The sequence below is a fragment of the Olleya sp. 1-3 genome (assembly GCF_002836085.1).
Classification (GTDB): Bacteria; Bacteroidota; Bacteroidia; order Flavobacteriales; family Flavobacteriaceae; genus Olleya; species Olleya namhaensis.
The window spans coordinates 41,479-59,775 of the sequence record NZ_PJBW01000007.1 but is presented as its reverse complement, the minus strand read 5'-3'; the positions used below and the strand labels follow the sequence as shown (position 1 = coordinate 59,775).

Below are 18,297 nucleotides of genomic sequence, written 5' to 3'. Positions count from 1 at the left end.
AAATCAAAGATAAATTAATCTATAGGTCTAACGCTGAATTTTACTAATAATTATAAACGGAGTTATTAAAAGCAGAAAATCTACTCTATTTTTTCCAAATAACTATCCGCAAGAGATGCGGTAATAAATTATTACTTTTGACCTCCTTTTTTTACTATTAATTGTTTACTTTGTCATCTACAATTTTCTGCAATACAAAAGCGTTATAATAACTTAAGAATATTAAAATTATTTTATGTCTGACACTGTTTTAGAATTAAAAAATGCTTCAATTTTTCAAGGTGAAAGCTTAGTCCTTTCTGACATTAACTTAGAGGTTAAAAAAGGTGATTTTGTTTATCTAATTGGTAAAACTGGTTCTGGAAAAAGTAGTTTTATGAAAACGCTTTATGGCGATTTAAAACTAACTAAAGGAGAAGGTCATATTGTTGATTACGACTTACTAAAACTAAAAGAAAAAGAGATTCCGTTTTTACGTCGAAAGCTAGGTATTGTATTTCAAGATTTTAAATTACTTACAGACCGTACTATTAACGACAATTTATTATTTGTTTTAAAAGCTACAGGTTGGAAAGACAAAGCTAAAATGACGGAGCGTGTCGCTTCTGTTTTAGATAAGGTAGACATGAAAACTAAAGGTTTTAAATTTCCGCATGAATTATCAGGAGGAGAACAACAGCGTATTGCTATTGCACGTGCTTTGCTAAATGATCCAGAATTGATATTAGCAGATGAGCCTACAGGAAACCTAGACCCACAAACTAGTATTGAGGTTATGGAAGTCCTGCAAGAAATAAATAAAAATGGAAATACCATTTTAATGGCTACCCATGATTATGCCTTACTTTTAAAATACCCAAGCAAAACATTAAAATGTGATGACAATAAGGTGTTTGAAGTTGTACAACGTAAGGCTAATTAATCCCTACTTGTATGCTTTCTGTTTTAATACCGACCTATAATTACGACGTCACCACATTAGTTAACAGTCTGCATGCACAATTACTACAATCACAAATTAATTTTGAGATTTTAATATTAGATGACGGATCAAACCATGTTATAAATACAACCAATCAAGTATTAAACACATTAGCATTTGTAACATTTAAAACCAATCCTAAAAATGTTGGATTAAGTAATAACCGTAATCTTTTAGCTGAAGCGTCCATCTATAACTATATTTTATTTATTGATGGTGACTCTCTAGTTATATCGGACCAATACATTGCTAATTATCTTAGTAATATTACACCTGAAACTGCTATCATTTATGGTGGACGTATCCATCCAAAACAAGTCTCTAAAAAAAGAGAGTTACGATTAGTTTACGGAAAAAAAAGAGAAGATTTAAGCGCCAAGCAAAGATCTGAAAAACCGCATAAACGCATGTTTTGTAATAATACGTTAATGACTAAAGCAACATTTAACGCTATTACGTTTGAAAAAACATTAAACCAATATGGTCATGAAGACACATTATTTGCATACAAAGCAAGTGTTTTAAAAACAGCCATTTTACATATTGACAATCCTATTTTACATGGTGATGTTGATTTTAATAACGTCTTTTTAAACAAAACAGAAAAAGGATTACAAAACTTAGATTATATTTATAAATCGGAACTTATACCACAAAATTTTATTCCTTTTTTAGAGTATTTCTCTAAATTAAAACGATTTAAATTAAATTATCTTTTAGCCTATTCTTACTATTTTACTAATCCGATAACTAAGTACTTATTAACCAACAAACTGACCTCTTTAGCATTATTTGATATCTTTAGAATTAGTTACTTTTGTCATATTAACCTCAAAAAATGAGTCCTTTCTTCTCTGTTGTCATACCGCTTTATAACAAAGAAAGTTATATTTCAAAAACATTAAACACGGTTTTAAATCAGTCGTTTAAAGATTTTGAAGTTATTATAGTTAATGATGGCTCTACAGACCAAAGTGTTTCCGTAATAGATACTTATACAGACAAAAGGATAAAGCTTATACATCAAACAAATCAGGGCGTTTCCGTTGCACGTAATACTGCAATAACAGCTTCAACCGGAATGTATATCGCGACATTAGACGCAGACGATATTTGGAAACCAAATCATTTAGAAGCATTAAAAAAGTGCATTGACACTTTTAAAAATGCTGTCTTATTCTGTAATAATTACGAAATTAAAAGGCGTGATGGTTTTGTAACAAAAGCTAAATTTAATTTCGAATACCACTCCGACTGTCTTTTAGTAGACAATTTTTTTGAAGCTAATATTATAAACTACATTCCGCACTCTTCTTCTGTTGCATTTAAAAAAGATACGTTCTTTAAAATAGGAGCTTACAATACGAAATTACGTACAGGACAAGATATTGATTTGTGGATTAGATTTGGCTTACATGGTGCCATAGCATTTAACCCCGTGGTTACCATGCTTTACAACTTTTTTGACCCTAATAGTTTATCTAATAGTAAACTGAATGATAATAGGTTATTATTGATTAGTCAGTATACTACTGAAGAACAAACTAACCCGTCTTTAAAACGCTACATGGACATTAAGCGTTATGCTTTAGCCATTAGGTACAAGTTTAATAATGAAGATAAAAAAGCAACGTTTTTAATTAATGAAATTAACGTCAATAATCTTAATTTTAAGCAGCGTTTGATATTAAATTGCCCAAAAACACTTTTAATAAAACTGAAACAATTTCAAGAGTTTTTGATAAAAAAGAATATTTATTTATCAGCTTTTAGATAATACAAATTGATTATATTCCCTGATGTAATCTAACTCTTTATAGACATCGGAAGCCAACACCAAACATACGGACCCTGCTGAAAAATTTTCAAGCTCTCTCCAAATACCTGGCACAATCAACAAACCTTTATCGGGTTTATTAAGTGTTACGGTTTTAGTAGACTTACCATCTTTTAATATAACATCAAAACTACCACTTAACGGAATCAAAAATTGATATAATGCCTTATGTGCATGTCCACCGCGATAAGCATCACTTGGAACATCGTATAAATAATAGACACGTTTAATATCAAAATCCAAACAGTCTTTTTCAATAACCGAAAGATTACCTCTCCCTTCTTCGTCAGAAATTTTAGGGATATTAATTATTTGGACGTCGTCAAGGTTAGTTTGTTTCATTTATACGTTTTAAATAGTTGCTCCATTGTGCTCCAATAACTTCTTCAGACAAATGGCTTACGCTAGATTTAGCCGAAGCTTTACACGCGCTGTATAGATCTGTATCAAATATAAAAGTATTTAATGCAACCGCTAAAGTTTCTGTATTAAAATTTTCAACTAAAAGCCCATTCTGCTTATCAAGAATAATTTCACTTGGTCCCGATTGACAATCTACTGACACGACAGGAGTTCCCATAGATAAGGATTCCAACAAAACCATCGGAAAACCTTCATATCTACTTGTTAATACCGTGTATTTTGCGTCTTTTATAAACTTAGCTGGGGCTTTAGTAAAGTTATAGAATAAAACATACTCTTCTAACTTTAATGCAGACGCTAATTGTTGTAATTCAACTTTATCCTCACCATCACCCAAAATTACCAACTTGACATTCTGCATTGGTAATTTAGACTGACTGTAAGCATTTAATAATAAAGCTATGTTTTTACTTTTATTGACTAACCGTCCAAAATATAAAATATATTGTTCTGGTAAATTCAAATTTACATCTGTCGCATAATTTAAGAAGTCTTTATCAAATGCGTTATAAATGGTTGTGACATTTGTAAAACCGTAGTTTTGCTTTATTTTTTCATTTATAGCCTGACTAACAGTAATAAAGTTAGTGTCTGATTTATAAATCAATCGCGCTAAAAATCTTGCTTTTGGAATATAAGTCTCCGTATTATAATTATGTACCCAGTATACCACATTTAGCTTTGTGTAGACTAGCTTATTAATAAGCCACTCTTTAATAAAAGTAGGTCGAGATCTAGAATCAACAACTATTGAAATATCATGCTTTTTAAGATATTTTTTAAAAGCAATCAACCGTTGCAGTCTTCCAAATATAGGCGTCCCTTTTGCTTTTAAAATGCCTAAATCAAAACGCTGTCCCGAAAATTTAAAATCTTCTCCAGACAATACGGTAATGACATGTACTTGAAAACCAAAACCCTCTAAAATCTGAGATAATTTTGCACTTGTACGTTCTGCGCCTCCGCCTGCCAATGACGACGCAACAATCCCTACATTAATTTTATTATTAGTTTGCAAATGGTTAGTTTTGGATAATCAAATATAGTAAATGAAAATCTTATTATTGGGTGAATATAGTAGATTACACAATTCTTTAAAAGAAGGTTTAGAAGCTTTAAATCATGAGGTTGTTATAATTGGCTCTGGAGATGGATTTAAATCCTTTCCGGTTGACTATAAAGTGTATTCTGTTTTTAGAGAAAAAAAAGCCCTGCTATTTTTATCCAAAGCTATATTAAAAGTGTTTAGAATTAATATTATAAAAATAGAGCTTGCCATTAAATACTATTTAGTGTTTAACAAATTAAAGCAGTTTGATGTGGTACAACTTATTAACGAAGCCTCACTTAAAACAACTGCACGCTTAGAGATAGCACTACTAAAAAAACTTTTTAAGAAAACAAAAAAGGTGGTTTTACTGTCCTGTGGAGAAGATTATTACAACATTTCTTATGCCTTAAAAAACAAAGAAAACTATAGCCTTCTAACACCTTATCTAAATGACAACACTTTAGCAAAAGACTATGCTTTTACTTTAGAATATGTCACTGAACGACACAAAAAACTACACACCTTTTTAGCACGTAATTACGACGGGATTATTGCTTCAGATTTGGATTACCATTTACCTCTAATTAACACTCCTAAATACTTGGGTGTGATAGCTAATCCAATAAATACAGATCTTATAAATTATACACCTTTAGATTTAGATCAAAAAATTAAAATATTTTTGGGTATAAATACTGAAAATTCAATAAAAAAAGGCGTCTTATTTTTTGAGAAAGCTTTAAAAATTATAGCGTCAAAATATCCTGATCTAGTCGAAATAACAATCACTAAAAATCTACCTTACAACACATACATAAATAGCTATAACCAAGCACATATAATTTTAGATCAAGTCTATGGTTATGATCAAGGTTATAATGCTTTAGAAGCAATGGCTAAAGGCAAGGTGGTATTTACTGGCGCTGAGCAACAATGGTTAACATATTATAATGTAAAAGAAGATACAATAGCTATTAATGCATTGCCCGATGTAGACTATTTAGTCAAAAAAATAGAATGGTTAATTACTAACCCAAATATTATTAAGACAATATCTGTAAATGCTAATGCTTTTATAACAACACATCATAACTATAAAAATATAGCAGCACAATACGTTAAAACCTGGAATACATTATAGATTACTCTCCTTCTAAATTATCCGGTAGTACACCAAATAAAGACGAATAAAAAATTAATAGTATTATGGCGTAATACATAACATTAGTTATAAAATAGGCCATATTTGCCCCGACTACCCCAAATTCGTCAATCAATAATGTACTTGTAAAATATAACGTGGTTACAGAAAAAGCTTCGGTAATAATATAATGCCAAAACATGCGTTTAGCCAAAAACTGATAAGCAATGACTACTGACAGCACTTTAATAAAATCACCCATTAATTGCCATAAAAACAAATCTTCAACAGGTGTAAATTCGTCCGTCAACACAACCTGAACAATAAAATGTCTCAAAAAATAGATGACCACTAATCCAACAGCAAATATTGGAATAATAGACTTATAAAAACCAAAAACTTCTTTTCTAAAATCCTTGATATTATCAATCTCTGAAAATCTAGGTAAGATATACATGGTCAAAAGCGTGGTTACAAATAACAAGTAATACTTTGATATTCTATTCATGGCTTCCCAAAAACCGGCTTCTTTTAATCCAATATTATCTATAATATAGCTTCTAATTAGTATCGCTATTAATGGTAATATTATTGCAGAAAACAAAGCCATACCGGAATACGAACTTAACTTTCTAGCAAAACTTAAACTAAAGTTACTTGACTTTATTAATGGTGCAAAATTTCGACGATTAATAATTCCAACCAATGTGATTAAAAATATAAGGGATTCTGCCACTACCACAGCTATCAAAGCCCCATCTACTTTTTGTTGCCAAATCAACAAAATAGTAACTGTAGCCCCTAAGATTTGTCCAAAAATATTGAATATTATCAAGTACTTATATTTACCAAATCCATTCATAATAGAAAAGGCGAACATGTTTAGGCAATAAAAAGGTATCGCTACTGCAAATATCCTAATGATATAGGCATAATTATTATAGTCTTTAAATATTAAGTCATTAATATAATCTGCTTTCAGATAGACCAGAAAAGACATTAAAAAACTGGAAATAAAACCTAAATAGAATACTGTAGATAATACTTTACTAAGCTGAATAGTATCGTTTTTAAATTGAGCGATATACTTTACAACACCTTTGTATAACCCAAGTATAGATATGGATTGTATAGACCCTGTAAAGTTTCTTAAATTACCAACTAATGCCATCCCTTCTGACCCAACAAATAAAGCTAGTGCTTTTGATGTTAAGAATCCTGCTATTATTTTTACAATAACAGAGATTGAGTTAAGTGAAGCCACTTTAACTAAAACATTAGTATTTATATATTCTAAAAATCTTTTCAATTAATATCCGTTAAGTATTGCTATTACAGTATCGACCTGAAGTTTAGTCATAACTGGACTAATAGGAATACTCACACAAGTTTCGTGAATTTTTTCTGTTATCGGAAATTTTAACTCGTTAAATCGATGAAGTGCTTTTTGTTTGTGCGGCGGAATTGGATAATGAATCCCTGATTGAACCTTATGTGACTCTAAATAATTAATAAAATCATCGCGATTTTCTACCAAAACAACAAACAGATGAAACACATGATTGCGTAAACCATTAAACACCGGTAATTTTATCTTTACATTTTTTACTTCTATCAGATAACGTTTTGCAATAGCTAAGCGTTGTGCATTATCAATATCCAAAAATTTAAGCTTAACATTTAAAAACAACGCTTGAATTTCGTCCAATCTATTATTTACTCCCAATACATCATTTACATATTTAGATGATGTGCCGTAATTTCTTAATTTAAAAATAACATCAGCTAATGCTTTATTATTAGTAGTGACCGCTCCTGCATCTCCTAAAGCCCCTAAGTTTTTACTTGGGTAAAAGCTAAAAGCTGCTGCATCGCATAAGTTTCCCGATCGTTTTGATGTTAGACTATCAATAGCTCCTGTGGATTGTGCAGCATCTTCAACAACTAATAACTGGTTACGCTTGGCTAACGCATTAATTTCAGAAACATCACACAATTGCCCATATAAATGAACAATCAATATCGCTTTTGTTGTTTCGGAAATATGTTTTTCAATTTCCGATGCTTCTATATTAAAGCTATCCGTATTAGGTTCAATCAAAACAGGTTTTAAGCCCACTTCCATAATAGCCAATATAGATGCAATAAATGTATTAGCAGGCACAATAACTTCATCCCCCTTTTGCAATACGCCTAATTCTAAATAGCCTTTAAAGATTAAAGCTAAAGCATCAAAACCATTACTGACACCAATACAATATTTAGTTCCACAATAATCCGCATAGTTAGATTCAAATGTTGTTACACCTTGTCCTAAAACATATACTCCTGAATTTAAAAATGCATTGAACTCCGATTTGAATTCTGACTCAAAACGTGCATTAATTTTTGGTAGATCTAAAAACTTTATCATATCAATACCGTATCTAAAATTTTATAACTGTTAGTATCCACCGTATAAAAATCTTGTGTTACCGTTCTTGCTCCAAAACCTTCCTTCCAATATTGCAAACCTTGATTAACTTGTCTTCCGTTATTTACATTAGACACTCCAAAATCAAAAAATCGTTTATTATTAAATACAGACGTAATTAAATAATGATGCAAAAAATCTAAACTTCCTAATTCATTCTTTTGATTATTACCCGATATATATTGCGAATGCGCAACATATTTGCTCTCAAAAATTGTAGTCCCAGCTACTATCTGATTATTTTGATAGACATTAAATTGACGTATTTGTTTTTCAAAATTAATTTTTAACGCTGTTATTTCGGCTAAACTATGCACCGGTTTCACATTATGCTTTTCATTTAAATTAGGTTCAAGCACTGTAGACCAAAAAGATTCAAAACCTCCTTCTTCCTTAATAACTAAACCGTGTTTTTTACCTCGTTTAACGCCTTCTAATCTATCTTTAGAAAATTTCAAGCCCTGTCTGTAATCAATTACAGATAATGCATCCCGTCTATTAAGTTTTGCATTTAGCAAAAACATGATATAAGACTGCTCATCGTTTGGCAATGTATTATAAATAGAAGGCAATATTTTTAATTGTAATTCTGTTATTTTAGCTTCATTTAAAAATTTTAAAAGTGCTTTATAAATTAATAAAACGCTATTCAATTTTAAATTTTCTTTAAACACTAAGCCGCCATACGTTAACCCTTGATGAGAATAAACACAATCTTCAACCCTGTTTGCTGGTAGTATAGCAACTAGTTTTTCATCTTTAAAAACAAGCAATGAGAAATCATAAAATCTGTCGTTATGGTACTCCATAAAGTTTCGATTAAATAAAAACGTTGCGTTCTTGGAGGCGACAACAAAATCGTTCCAAACGTTAAAGTATTCGGGGTTGTATGTTTGTATTGAAAAAATAATATTACAATTTTAGGCCAGCCTAAATTACTAATTAAAAAAGCAATTGTAGTATATTTAATTAGATAATGGCTCAAAAACCGTTTCTCCTTGGTTATCAATATATTTATAGACTCCAAACGGCGCGCCTTGATTGATCATAATATAACTACTATCATCTTCAAGATGATCCAAATAACTCTCATTTTCACCTAAATAAGAAAAAAGGATTCTAAAAAAATTAACTGGAGTTTTAAATTTATTATCAAAGTCTGGAGGCATACCATTCCATTTAATTGCCAACATAGCAGTATAAATAGAATATATTAGATCCGGATCTGACTGTTTAATTCGCGCTTCTAACGTGGTATTAAAACCAACAAACCCACCGTGATCTGCAGTTATAATAATTAGCGCATTTTTATCCTGACTATCTATCAACGTAATAATCTCTTGTAACCATAGATTAGCTTGTTGTAACTTATTTAAGTAGTTTTCTTTTTCCGTTATTTTATGCACAGACTCACTTGAACTGTTAGTAACATGAGAAGGCAATAGCTTTTGAATAAAGTAAAAATTAGAAGTCAAAGTATCTTTTGGCAATACCGTTTTTAAATCAGAAATAACATCTCTAACGGGTCCCAGTCCTTTATACCTAAACGGTACGTCTTTATATTTTATGTTACTATAATCAAATCCCAAAGTTGGTCTATTTAGCAAAAAATAATACTTGTCCATCAAAAGATGTGTCTTATACATATTGTTTTTAAAAATCTCTAAAACAGGGTTTTTAGAGACAATATTTTCTCTAGCATGAGACAACTCTGCAAAAGAGTGATCCGGATTAGAATAGTAATGGTGCTTCATTGCTAAAAGCGAACTATTAGAACTTAATGTCGAATAATAATTACTTCGATAGTCTGAATAATTTTTAAAACCAGCTTCTTTTAAATAGCTGTTAAAACTAGAATTTTCATAGCCATAAGGTCCTTTGCTTAACTTATCCACATTAGCATATCCATCTACTTGAATAAAATAAACATTAGGAGTTGTCTTAAATATAACCTTGGTAATAGCATCAGGCTGCTCTAACCATTGTTTAGAATACGTGACGTGTTTAAAAATAGTAGGAATAAGTGATACTAAAGCCATAACCACCAACAGAAACTGAAAGACCACTATTTTTTTTAAATGTTTACTGAAAAATAATGCGCAACACAGTGCCACAATAATTAGCGGAATGATATAAATTAACTGAAACCTAAAGGTACTTATCAAAATAAAACTACCAAAAAAGCCAATATCTAATAAAACAAAAAGCTTGAATTTATTAGCTTCTAAAAGTTTAATTTTTTTTGAAAAGTAATTAAAAATACTAAAGATTAAAACTGGAACAACAATAAATAAAAAACTAAAAAACAGTAATTGACTTACCGAATTTGCTTGTGTGTAATTAGCATTAAAATAATATAACATGGGATACAAACCCGAAGCTATACCGACTAAGAGTGGAAGAATATTTTTATTGTTTATAAAGTTGGAAAGACGCTTTTTCATTTAACCTTCATTAAATACAACACACGATGCGTGTCTTGGATAGCTAGCTTTTCTATGATATCAAAATAAGAGCTGTATTCTTTTTCAAAATTACTAATGTTATAAAAATCGAAGTAATCCTTAAAATCAGTCTTACTATCTAATAATCTTTGCACCCAAGAATCTTCTCGTTTAGGGAATTCGATAATTAAATATTTAGAAAACGATGCAAAAAATTGTGCAGACATTTTAAACGACACATTTCCACTAAGTGACATATGGTGTATGACTGCTAGAGCTAAAGTAGCTTCTGGCGCAAAAGCTTGTATGCGCTTTAAAAACGATAAACGCTCTGTATTATTAAACCCGATACTTGCAGAAGGATTTAAAACATCCAACACAAACGGCGTCATGTAAGTCTCTTTGTTTTCTTTAATTGTTTTAAAGTTAAAATCTACCGCGTTATTATCAATATCACAAACTAAGGCCTGCTGTAATTGACGTTCTATTTTTCTAACAAACGTACCGTCATTGCCACCAATATCAATAATAGTATTAGTCTTTAATGTATCAATCCATTGATTAATAATTGTCGCCTTTTTAATAAAAGCTCTAGTACTATAATTTGTTTTATCATAATAATCACCCCACTCACTATGCTCTTTAAGTGTTAGATTTTTTATATAATTATATAAGCTTTGAACAATATTTAACTGTGCTTTTTTAGATAATACAGATGCTTTAGATTCGCCTTTATAATCTTGACTATGCTTGTCTTCAAACTTTGCTAATAAATGAATATTAGTATACAAAAACGGGTTAAGTTTAGTTTTAAAAGGCAACATAGATGCCAACATTTTAATTGGAATACCGTCTATAAAATTACTTATTAATTTTATGGATTGCGCACCATGATAATGTGACAATACTAAAGGTCCTAAAAAATGAGATATAAATTGTTTGTATCCTCGCCAGGGTGAATCTTCGGCATAAAAATCAAAAGAAAGCGTATCAATAAAAATAGCTTTTCCGTTGTAAAACGCAACATTAAAGGCACTAGCATCTTTTAAAGAAAACCCATGCTCTAAGGCGTACTTCTGAAGTTTTAATGTTAATAATGCTGCTTCTTTGTATTGATTAAAACTCCACTCGTATGGATAAGTAATAAACGGAATGTGTTCTGGTTGGATTATAATTTTTTCAGCTGTAGCTGAAACTTCTTTATGGGCAACCAAAAGCTTGTTATCAAATAAGGCTTTAAAAAATCCAGAAGTATTTAAGGCTTCATACTGCTTAAAATAAATAGGATTAATGGTTCTTTTAATAACACCATCGTCTAGATACACATATCCAGAAGGATCTCTAAATGAAGCACTATGTTTAGATATGGTAGTCACTATTTAGACGTTTTATCCGTATCAGAATCTTTTACATTAATATCATCAAAAAGATCATCATTCTCCTTTTTGTCCATTCCCAAAAAGACTTTAACTTTATACATGATATTTTTTGAAAATAAAAGAATAGCCGCAACTGCAGCCACGATAGATTGAATAATCATCGCACCTAAACCCGGATCAAAATAGAGACTATACATTTGTGTTTTTTGTAAATATAAACATTGTTACAAATTTATATTAAGAATATAATGTAATTATTAAATCAGAGAAGCTTTAACCTAACTCTTCTTTTGTCTTTTTAACATCGCCATTAATACGCCAATCAAAAAAAGTAAGTATTGAATTTATGATGTAAAACACATATTTAACAATGTTTGCAACATTACCTTGTATTACATTTTTAATAATCTGCGCTAGGTTATAAAAAGACCACGTTAAAAAAGTCTGCTCGTATTTAAAAGCGGTACTTATATTACCCACTAATGATATTCCAAAAATAATAGCAACGGTGTGTTTAAAAAATTGATTTTTAATAGTTGTTCCAAACCAATAAAAACCTAAAAACACTAATGTATAAGAGACTATAAAGGCCAAAAGTATGAGTAACCAATATTTGGTATCTGCTTTTTTAACCTGCTCACCATCACTCCATTTTTTGGTAGCAATAATGGCTATAATAAATGTTAAGGGGTAGGTTATAATGGCAGAATGATTTCCAAATAGGTAATCAATAATACCTGAATTAACAGTAGTAAACACGCCAATCCAATTTCCTAGATTTTGTTGTTTAACAATCATTCTAGCAGCTAATAAAGATACAACAGCTCCTATTGTAGACAATAATCCAATTGGAAAAGCGCCTTTAGATATGTAATCACTAAAACCAGAAAGAGGTACCCCAAATTGGATACCTCCCTGATAATATATTGTTTCATGAAACCCTCTGTAAAAACAGATAGCGGCTACCAAAATTACACCAACTATATCTATATATTTAGAGTGTACTACACGTCTAAGTGTTGGATTTGGTAACTGTAAGTGCTTCACGTATTAAGCAATCTTGTTTCTCTTACGATCGTTTTCTGTTAAATAGATCTTACGTAAACGAATATGGTTTGGTGTAACCTCTACATACTCATCTTTTTGGATATATTCTAATGCTTCTTCTAAACTAAACTTGATAGCTGGTACAATCTTAGCTTTATCATCTGCTCCAGAACTACGTACATTACTTTGCTTTTTAGCTTTAGTAATGTTTACAGACATATCATCTTGACGAGAGTTCTCACCAATTACTTGACCTTCGTAAATATCTTCACCTGGCTCAACGAAAAACTTACCTCTATCTTGTAATTTATCGATAGAGTAAGGTATAGCTTTACCATTTTCCATAGAAATTAAAGATCCAGAAATACGTCCAGCAATAGCACCTTTTAATGGTTGGTATTCTTTAAAACGGTGTGCCATAATTGCCTCTCCAGCAGTAGCTGTTAATAACAAGTTACGTAAACCAATAATACCACGAGAAGGAATTAAGAATTCGCAAATCATACGATCTCCTTTTGCTTCCATACTTAATAATTCACCTTTACGTAAAGTTACAAACTCTACAGCTCTACCAGAAACAGTTTCTGGAAGGTCAATTGTTAATTCTTCAACTGGCTCACATTTAACACCATCAATTTCTTTGATAATTACCTGTGGTTGCCCAATTTGTAATTCATAACCTTCACGACGCATCGTTTCAATTAAAACTGACAAGTGTAATACACCACGTCCAAAGACCATAAATTTATCTGCACTACCAGTTTCACCTAGTTTAAGTGCTAAATTCTTTTCTAATTCTTTTTCTAAACGATCTTTAATGTGACGAGACGTTACATATTTACCATCTTTTCCAAAGAAAGGAGAATCGTTAATTGTAAATAACATACTCATTGTAGGCTCATCAATTGCAATTGATTTTAAACCCTCTGGGTTTTCAATATCTGCAACAGTATCTCCAATTTCAAATCCTTCGATTCCTACAATTGCACAGATATCTCCTGTTTGTACGCTGTCTACTCTTTTACGTCCTAAACCTTCAAATATAAATAATTCTTTGATTTTACTTTTTGTAACAGAACCATCTCTTTTTACAAGAGATATTTGTTGTCCTTCTACTAAACTTCCTCTTTGTAATCTACCAATCGCGATACGACCTGTAAAAGAAGAGAAATCTAAAGAAGTAATAAGTAATTGAGTTGTTCCTTCATCAAAAACAGGCGTAGGAACGTGCTCTATAACCATATCTAATAATGGCTCAACATTTTCAGTTTCTACTTTCCAGTCATCACTCATCCAGTTGTTTTTTGCCGAACCATAAACGGTTGGGAAATCTAACTGCCACTCTTCTGCTCCTAATTCGAACATTAGATCAAAAACTTTTTCATGTACTTCATCCGGAGTACAGTTTTCTTTATCTACTTTGTTTACAACAACACAAGGTTTTAAACCTAAGTCAATCGCTTTTTGTAATACAAAACGCGTTTGAGGCATTGGTCCTTCAAAAGCATCCACTAATAATACAACACCATCAGCCATGTTTAATACACGCTCTACTTCTCCTCCAAAATCGGCGTGACCTGGTGTATCAATGATATTAATTTTTGTGTCTTTGTAAATTACAGAAACGTTTTTAGAAGTAATTGTAATTCCTCTTTCACGTTCTAAATCATTGTTATCCAAAATTAAGTCTCCTGTGTTTTCGTTTTCACGAAACAATTGACAGTGGTACATGATTTTATCAACCAACGTAGTTTTTCCGTGATCGACGTGTGCAATAATTGCAATATTTTTAATATTAGCCATAATGGTGCCTTATTTTAAGCGTGCAAATGTACTCAATTTTTATCTAAAAACCCGTTTTAATTTATATTTGATAAATTCCTCTTTAAAATTTGTAACATTTTTAAACAAACACACACAGATAGTTATGTTTAAATATAGAAATTTACTATAAAATATTTCCTACAAAACATTATATTATTAGATTTGTTAACTTATTAATCAACCCGTTAAAAAACCAATCATAACCATGAAAAAAATCCTTTCCCTATTAGTCGCCTCTATTTTATTAGCCAGTTGCGGTACTAAAAATGAAGAATCTTACTTTATCCCAAAAGACGCTGTTGGTGTCATGTATGTCAATCTAAAATCCTTGTCTGAAAAAAGTAAAGCTTTGGACATGAAGAATTTAAATATAAACACCCTTATTAAAGACAAAGCTCCTAAAGAAATAAAAGATTTTGTTTCTGAATTTATGACCTCAGAAAACTTAAACAACACCTTTAGAAAAGAATTTATTCTTGGATTTGGATCTATTAAAAGACTATCTGGGTTTGGAGGCTTAGCCCTACCAATTAAAGATGCAAGTGCTTTTGAAACTTTTATAACACCAATGCTAAATAAAATTCCAAATTTAGAAAAAGAAACTAATGTTGGAAAAGATAACAATTTTACAATATATTCAACTAAAGAGCTTGCTATTGGTTGGAACAATAAAACTGCATTAATTATTGGAGCAAAAAACTATGCAGCAGCAGAATTAATAGATTTAACAAATTTAGATAGGCAAGAAACTATATTAGCTACTAATTATTTTGACAACTTTTTTGACACAAACCAAGATATAGGCTTACATATTACTTCTTCTCCACTAGGAGATGCTTTGGATGGTATTTTGAGTGCATTTGCAGGGATGAATATTAATTTAGAAAATAACAATCTGAGCTACTATAGCAGTTTTGAAGATGATAACGTACATAGCGCTACTAAACTAAAATTAAACAATGACATTAAATCGTTAGTAGGTTATGACAAATGGATGACTACTTCATATAACAAAAAACTTCTAAACGTTTTGCCTAGTAATCCTGTCATGCTAACAAAACTATCTGTAGATACTGAAACAATTTACGAACACATCTTAAGCTTAAAAGACAACAAGTCTTTACCTATTTCGATAAGAGAAGAATTGAAAAAAAATACCAAAAGAGCTAATCGTGAACTTGAAAAAGACTTAGGAATGGACACTCAAGATTTTTCAAAAATATTTACCGGAACAGTAATACTTACGGCTAACAAAAATGATTCTCCTGAAAACAAATCTCCAAATATCTATACCGCTATAGCTATAAAAGATAAAGCCAAATTTGATAGATTTTTTAATGCTTTAAAAGAAAAAAAATCACGAATTAAGGAAATTAGCAAAAATTATTATCAATTGGATGAGGATATATTAATGGTGGTTACTGATGATTTAATTTTTATGACAAACGATGGAAATAAAGCTGATGAAGTTAAAAATAGTGGAAAATTAGCAAAAAACTTATCAGATTTTAAGCATATCGATAAATTATCTCATAGTCTTTACTTTTACAGTAAAGGTGATTTTAATAGTATCGTTTCTAAGCTATACAAAACTAATCAATACAATAGATCTAGTCGTTACACAAGCTTTGACAATTATGACGACTTTAATAGTTTTTCTAGAGGCAGAAAAAAGAATCCAATAGACAACATAACAGATAAAAGTGCTGAATTGTACGAAAAGTATTTTGAAGAAAATCATTTCTACATGGATATTAATGGAGCTGAGTCCTTTATAACTACAAAAGGTGATAAAAACTCACTTATTCAGACAATTTTATACGGTGATGAAATAGCTAAACTTACTTCTGAAAAGAACTAATTAGCGTGCAAATTACAATCCAAAATATAACACCAAACTTTTTTACTCCAGCTTCATCCGAAGTCTGGAGTAAAAATTTTGAATTACTTCCAAATTCAAAATATTTAATAAAAGCCGTTTCCGGAAGTGGAAAAAGTTCATTTTTCAACTTTTTATATGGCTTAAATAATCGCTATTCTGGTTCTATTATATTTGAGAAAACGACAATTGGTTCATTTTCTGAAAATGATTGGACGTCTTTAAGACGAGAAAAAATTTCGATTGTATTTCAAGGTCTTCGACTATTTCCAGAATTGACAGCTTTGGAAAATATTCAACTTAAAAACACACTAACCAATCATAAATCTGAAACTGAGATTTTGGCAATGTTAGCACAATTGGATGTAGATCAATTAGCACACAAAAAAGCAGAAACTTTATCTTACGGTCAACAACAACGTGTTGCTATTGTTAGAGCTTTATGCCAACCATTTAAGATCTTATTATTAGACGAGCCCTTTAGCCATATAGATCAAGCTCAAATAACAAATGCAGTTAACCTTGTCTCTCAAGAAGTAGAACAAAACAAAGCAACTTTAATAATTGCAAGTTTAGGTGATACTTATAATATCAATTATACAAAAATACTACTGCTATGATTGATACACTTCTAAAAAAACAAGTTGATAAATCTCAACTCCTATTTTTTGCACTCAGTTCTAGTTTAGGATTAGCCATATTACTAATTGTGATTCAGTTATTTATTGACACAAGACCGGTGTTTAGTTCAGAAAACGATTTGTTAGGCAATCAAAACTTAATTATTTATAAAGACTTAGGACGAGATAACGCTTTTACTACAGACGAAATAGCAGAACTTAAACAACAACCCTTTATTAATAAAACGGGCGGTTTTACACATGGCACCTATCGTGTACTTGCAAGTGTAACATTACCCAACTACACTGGGATATCTACAGAAATGTTTTTAGAAGCTGTTGGAGACGAATTTATTGACATTAAAAGTGACGATTGGAAATGGCAACCCGGAGATCGAGAAGTCCCGATTATAATTCCTAAAAACTATATTAACCTTTATAATTTTGGATACGCAGCAAGTACTGGAATGCCTCAGATTAATGAGAAAATTATAAGACAAATTCCTATTGACCTAAAACTTACTGGCTCAAGTAAAACAGAACTATATCCTGCTTATATTTTGGATGCTTCCGAAAAAATAAATTCTATATTAGTTCCAGAATCCTTTTTAATCTATACCAACAAAACATTAAGCCCTTTAAAAGAATCTAAAATATCTAGAATTATTCTTGATGTTATCAATCCATCAGATCCTAAATTATTACAATTTCTAGCTTCAAAAAAGTACAATTATTTATCAAATGATGTACAAAACTCAAAACTGAGTTATGTCTTAAAATTAATACTTAGTATTGTTTTAGGTATTGGGTTATTAATTACATTCTTATCCATTTACTTAGTCATAACAAACATTAACTTGTTGATATTAAAAAACAAACAGACCATTACGCAACTTCACTTTTTAGGCTATTCTAAAGCTCAAATTGCTAAAGTATACCATACCATTGCTTATAAAATTTTAGCTATTTCCATTGTCGTTGCTTTAGTATTAAGTGTTATTAGTAAAATAATTATTTCGCCTTACTTAGCACTTTTACACGTCGAAAAAACAATGACTTCTATTATTTATCTAGTTGCAATAAGTATTGTCCTTTTTATATTATTAGCCTTGTATTATCGTAACCATACAAATAGTAAAATACAGCAAATGTTAAGACCCAATACAAGCCTACTAACTACTGAAAATTAACTTATCT

17 protein-coding genes are annotated in these 18,297 nt (G+C 30.6%); 7 read left to right on the top strand and 10 right to left on the bottom strand.

Annotated elements, in window-relative coordinates:
* Positions 1–235: 235 nt before the first annotated feature.
* From CXF54_RS09485 to CXF54_RS09475, 3 genes are read left to right on the top strand one after another with little or no spacing between them, the layout of a single operon-like run.
* A complete protein-coding gene (locus tag CXF54_RS09485) occupies positions 236–922 on the top strand; it encodes a cell division ATP-binding protein FtsE (protein ID WP_090841353.1) in 687 nt (228 codons plus the stop codon).
* A gap of 11 nt (positions 923–933) precedes the next feature.
* Positions 934–1,824 carry a glycosyltransferase family 2 protein gene (locus CXF54_RS09480; protein WP_101203367.1) on the top strand — a complete coding sequence of 297 codons (891 nt, stop codon included), beginning with the start codon at positions 934–936 and terminating at the stop codon, positions 1,822–1,824.
* Complete coding sequence (locus CXF54_RS09475; protein WP_101203366.1) at positions 1,821–2,759, top strand: glycosyltransferase family 2 protein; 939 nt, start codon at positions 1,821–1,823, stop codon at positions 2,757–2,759. Before CXF54_RS09480 ends, CXF54_RS09475 begins: the two co-directional genes overlap by 4 nt.
* Here the strand turns inward: CXF54_RS09475 and CXF54_RS09470 are convergent.
* On the bottom strand, positions 2,745–3,161 hold the full coding sequence (locus CXF54_RS09470; protein WP_101203365.1) for a sugar 3,4-ketoisomerase: 417 nt from the start codon (positions 3,159–3,161) through the stop codon (positions 2,745–2,747). The genes CXF54_RS09475 and CXF54_RS09470 overlap by 15 nt on opposite strands.
* A complete protein-coding gene (locus tag CXF54_RS09465; protein ID WP_101203364.1) occupies positions 3,148–4,260 on the bottom strand; it encodes a glycosyltransferase in 1,113 nt (370 codons plus the stop codon). The genes CXF54_RS09470 and CXF54_RS09465 overlap by 14 nt, the downstream gene beginning before the upstream one ends.
* 31 nt (positions 4,261–4,291) lie before the next feature.
* On the opposite strand from CXF54_RS09465, the gene CXF54_RS09460 reads away from it, so the two are divergent.
* The gene (locus CXF54_RS09460) at positions 4,292–5,434 is read left to right on the top strand and encodes a glycosyltransferase (protein ID WP_101203363.1); all 1,143 of its coding nucleotides are present in this window, start codon (positions 4,292–4,294) and stop codon (positions 5,432–5,434) included.
* 1 nt (position 5,435) lies between these two features.
* Here CXF54_RS09460 and CXF54_RS09455 read toward each other — a convergent pair whose 3' ends face one another.
* The 8 genes from CXF54_RS09455 to typA form a co-directional block, all read right to left on the bottom strand.
* Positions 5,436–6,743, bottom strand: coding sequence for an O-antigen translocase (locus CXF54_RS09455; protein WP_101203362.1), 1,308 nt, complete (start codon positions 6,741–6,743; stop codon positions 5,436–5,438).
* The gene (locus CXF54_RS09450) at positions 6,744–7,847 is read right to left on the bottom strand and encodes a DegT/DnrJ/EryC1/StrS family aminotransferase (RefSeq protein WP_101203361.1); all 1,104 of its coding nucleotides are present in this window, start codon (positions 7,845–7,847) and stop codon (positions 6,744–6,746) included.
* Complete coding sequence (locus tag CXF54_RS09445; RefSeq protein ID WP_232782603.1) at positions 7,844–8,716, bottom strand: GNAT family N-acetyltransferase; 873 nt, start codon at positions 8,714–8,716, stop codon at positions 7,844–7,846. Before CXF54_RS09445 ends, CXF54_RS09450 begins: the two co-directional genes overlap by 4 nt.
* A 156-nt stretch (positions 8,717–8,872) precedes the next feature.
* Complete coding sequence (locus CXF54_RS09440; protein ID WP_157823428.1) at positions 8,873–10,351, bottom strand: hypothetical protein; 1,479 nt, start codon at positions 10,349–10,351, stop codon at positions 8,873–8,875.
* A complete protein-coding gene (locus CXF54_RS09435) occupies positions 10,348–11,727 on the bottom strand; it encodes a nodulation protein NoeA (RefSeq protein ID WP_101203358.1) in 1,380 nt (459 codons plus the stop codon). Before CXF54_RS09435 ends, CXF54_RS09440 begins: the two co-directional genes overlap by 4 nt.
* Complete coding sequence (locus tag CXF54_RS09430) at positions 11,727–11,927, bottom strand: hypothetical protein (protein ID WP_090841374.1); 201 nt, start codon at positions 11,925–11,927, stop codon at positions 11,727–11,729. The genes CXF54_RS09435 and CXF54_RS09430 overlap by 1 nt, the downstream gene beginning before the upstream one ends.
* 76 nt (positions 11,928–12,003) lie before the next feature.
* Entirely contained in the window at positions 12,004–12,777 is a 774-nt protein-coding gene (locus CXF54_RS09425; RefSeq protein ID WP_101203357.1) for a nicotinamide mononucleotide transporter family protein, read from the bottom strand.
* A gap of 3 nt (positions 12,778–12,780) precedes the next feature.
* The gene (gene typA / locus CXF54_RS09420) at positions 12,781–14,580 is read right to left on the bottom strand and encodes a translational GTPase TypA (protein ID WP_090841380.1); all 1,800 of its coding nucleotides are present in this window, start codon (positions 14,578–14,580) and stop codon (positions 12,781–12,783) included.
* A gap of 226 nt (positions 14,581–14,806) precedes the next feature.
* Here typA and CXF54_RS09415 point away from each other — a divergent pair, with 226 nt between their 5' ends.
* The 3 genes from CXF54_RS09415 to CXF54_RS09405 are packed head-to-tail and all read left to right on the top strand — an operon-like array spanning position 14,807 to position 18,290.
* Complete coding sequence (locus CXF54_RS09415; RefSeq protein ID WP_101203356.1) at positions 14,807–16,462, top strand: DUF4836 family protein; 1,656 nt, start codon at positions 14,807–14,809, stop codon at positions 16,460–16,462.
* Positions 16,463–16,467: 5 nt separating this feature from the next.
* Complete coding sequence (locus tag CXF54_RS09410) at positions 16,468–17,100, top strand: ATP-binding cassette domain-containing protein (RefSeq protein ID WP_157823427.1); 633 nt, start codon at positions 16,468–16,470, stop codon at positions 17,098–17,100.
* A complete protein-coding gene (locus CXF54_RS09405; RefSeq protein WP_101203354.1) occupies positions 17,097–18,290 on the top strand; it encodes an ABC transporter permease in 1,194 nt (397 codons plus the stop codon). The genes CXF54_RS09410 and CXF54_RS09405 overlap by 4 nt, the downstream gene beginning before the upstream one ends.
* The last annotated feature ends 7 nt before the right edge of the window (positions 18,291–18,297 follow it).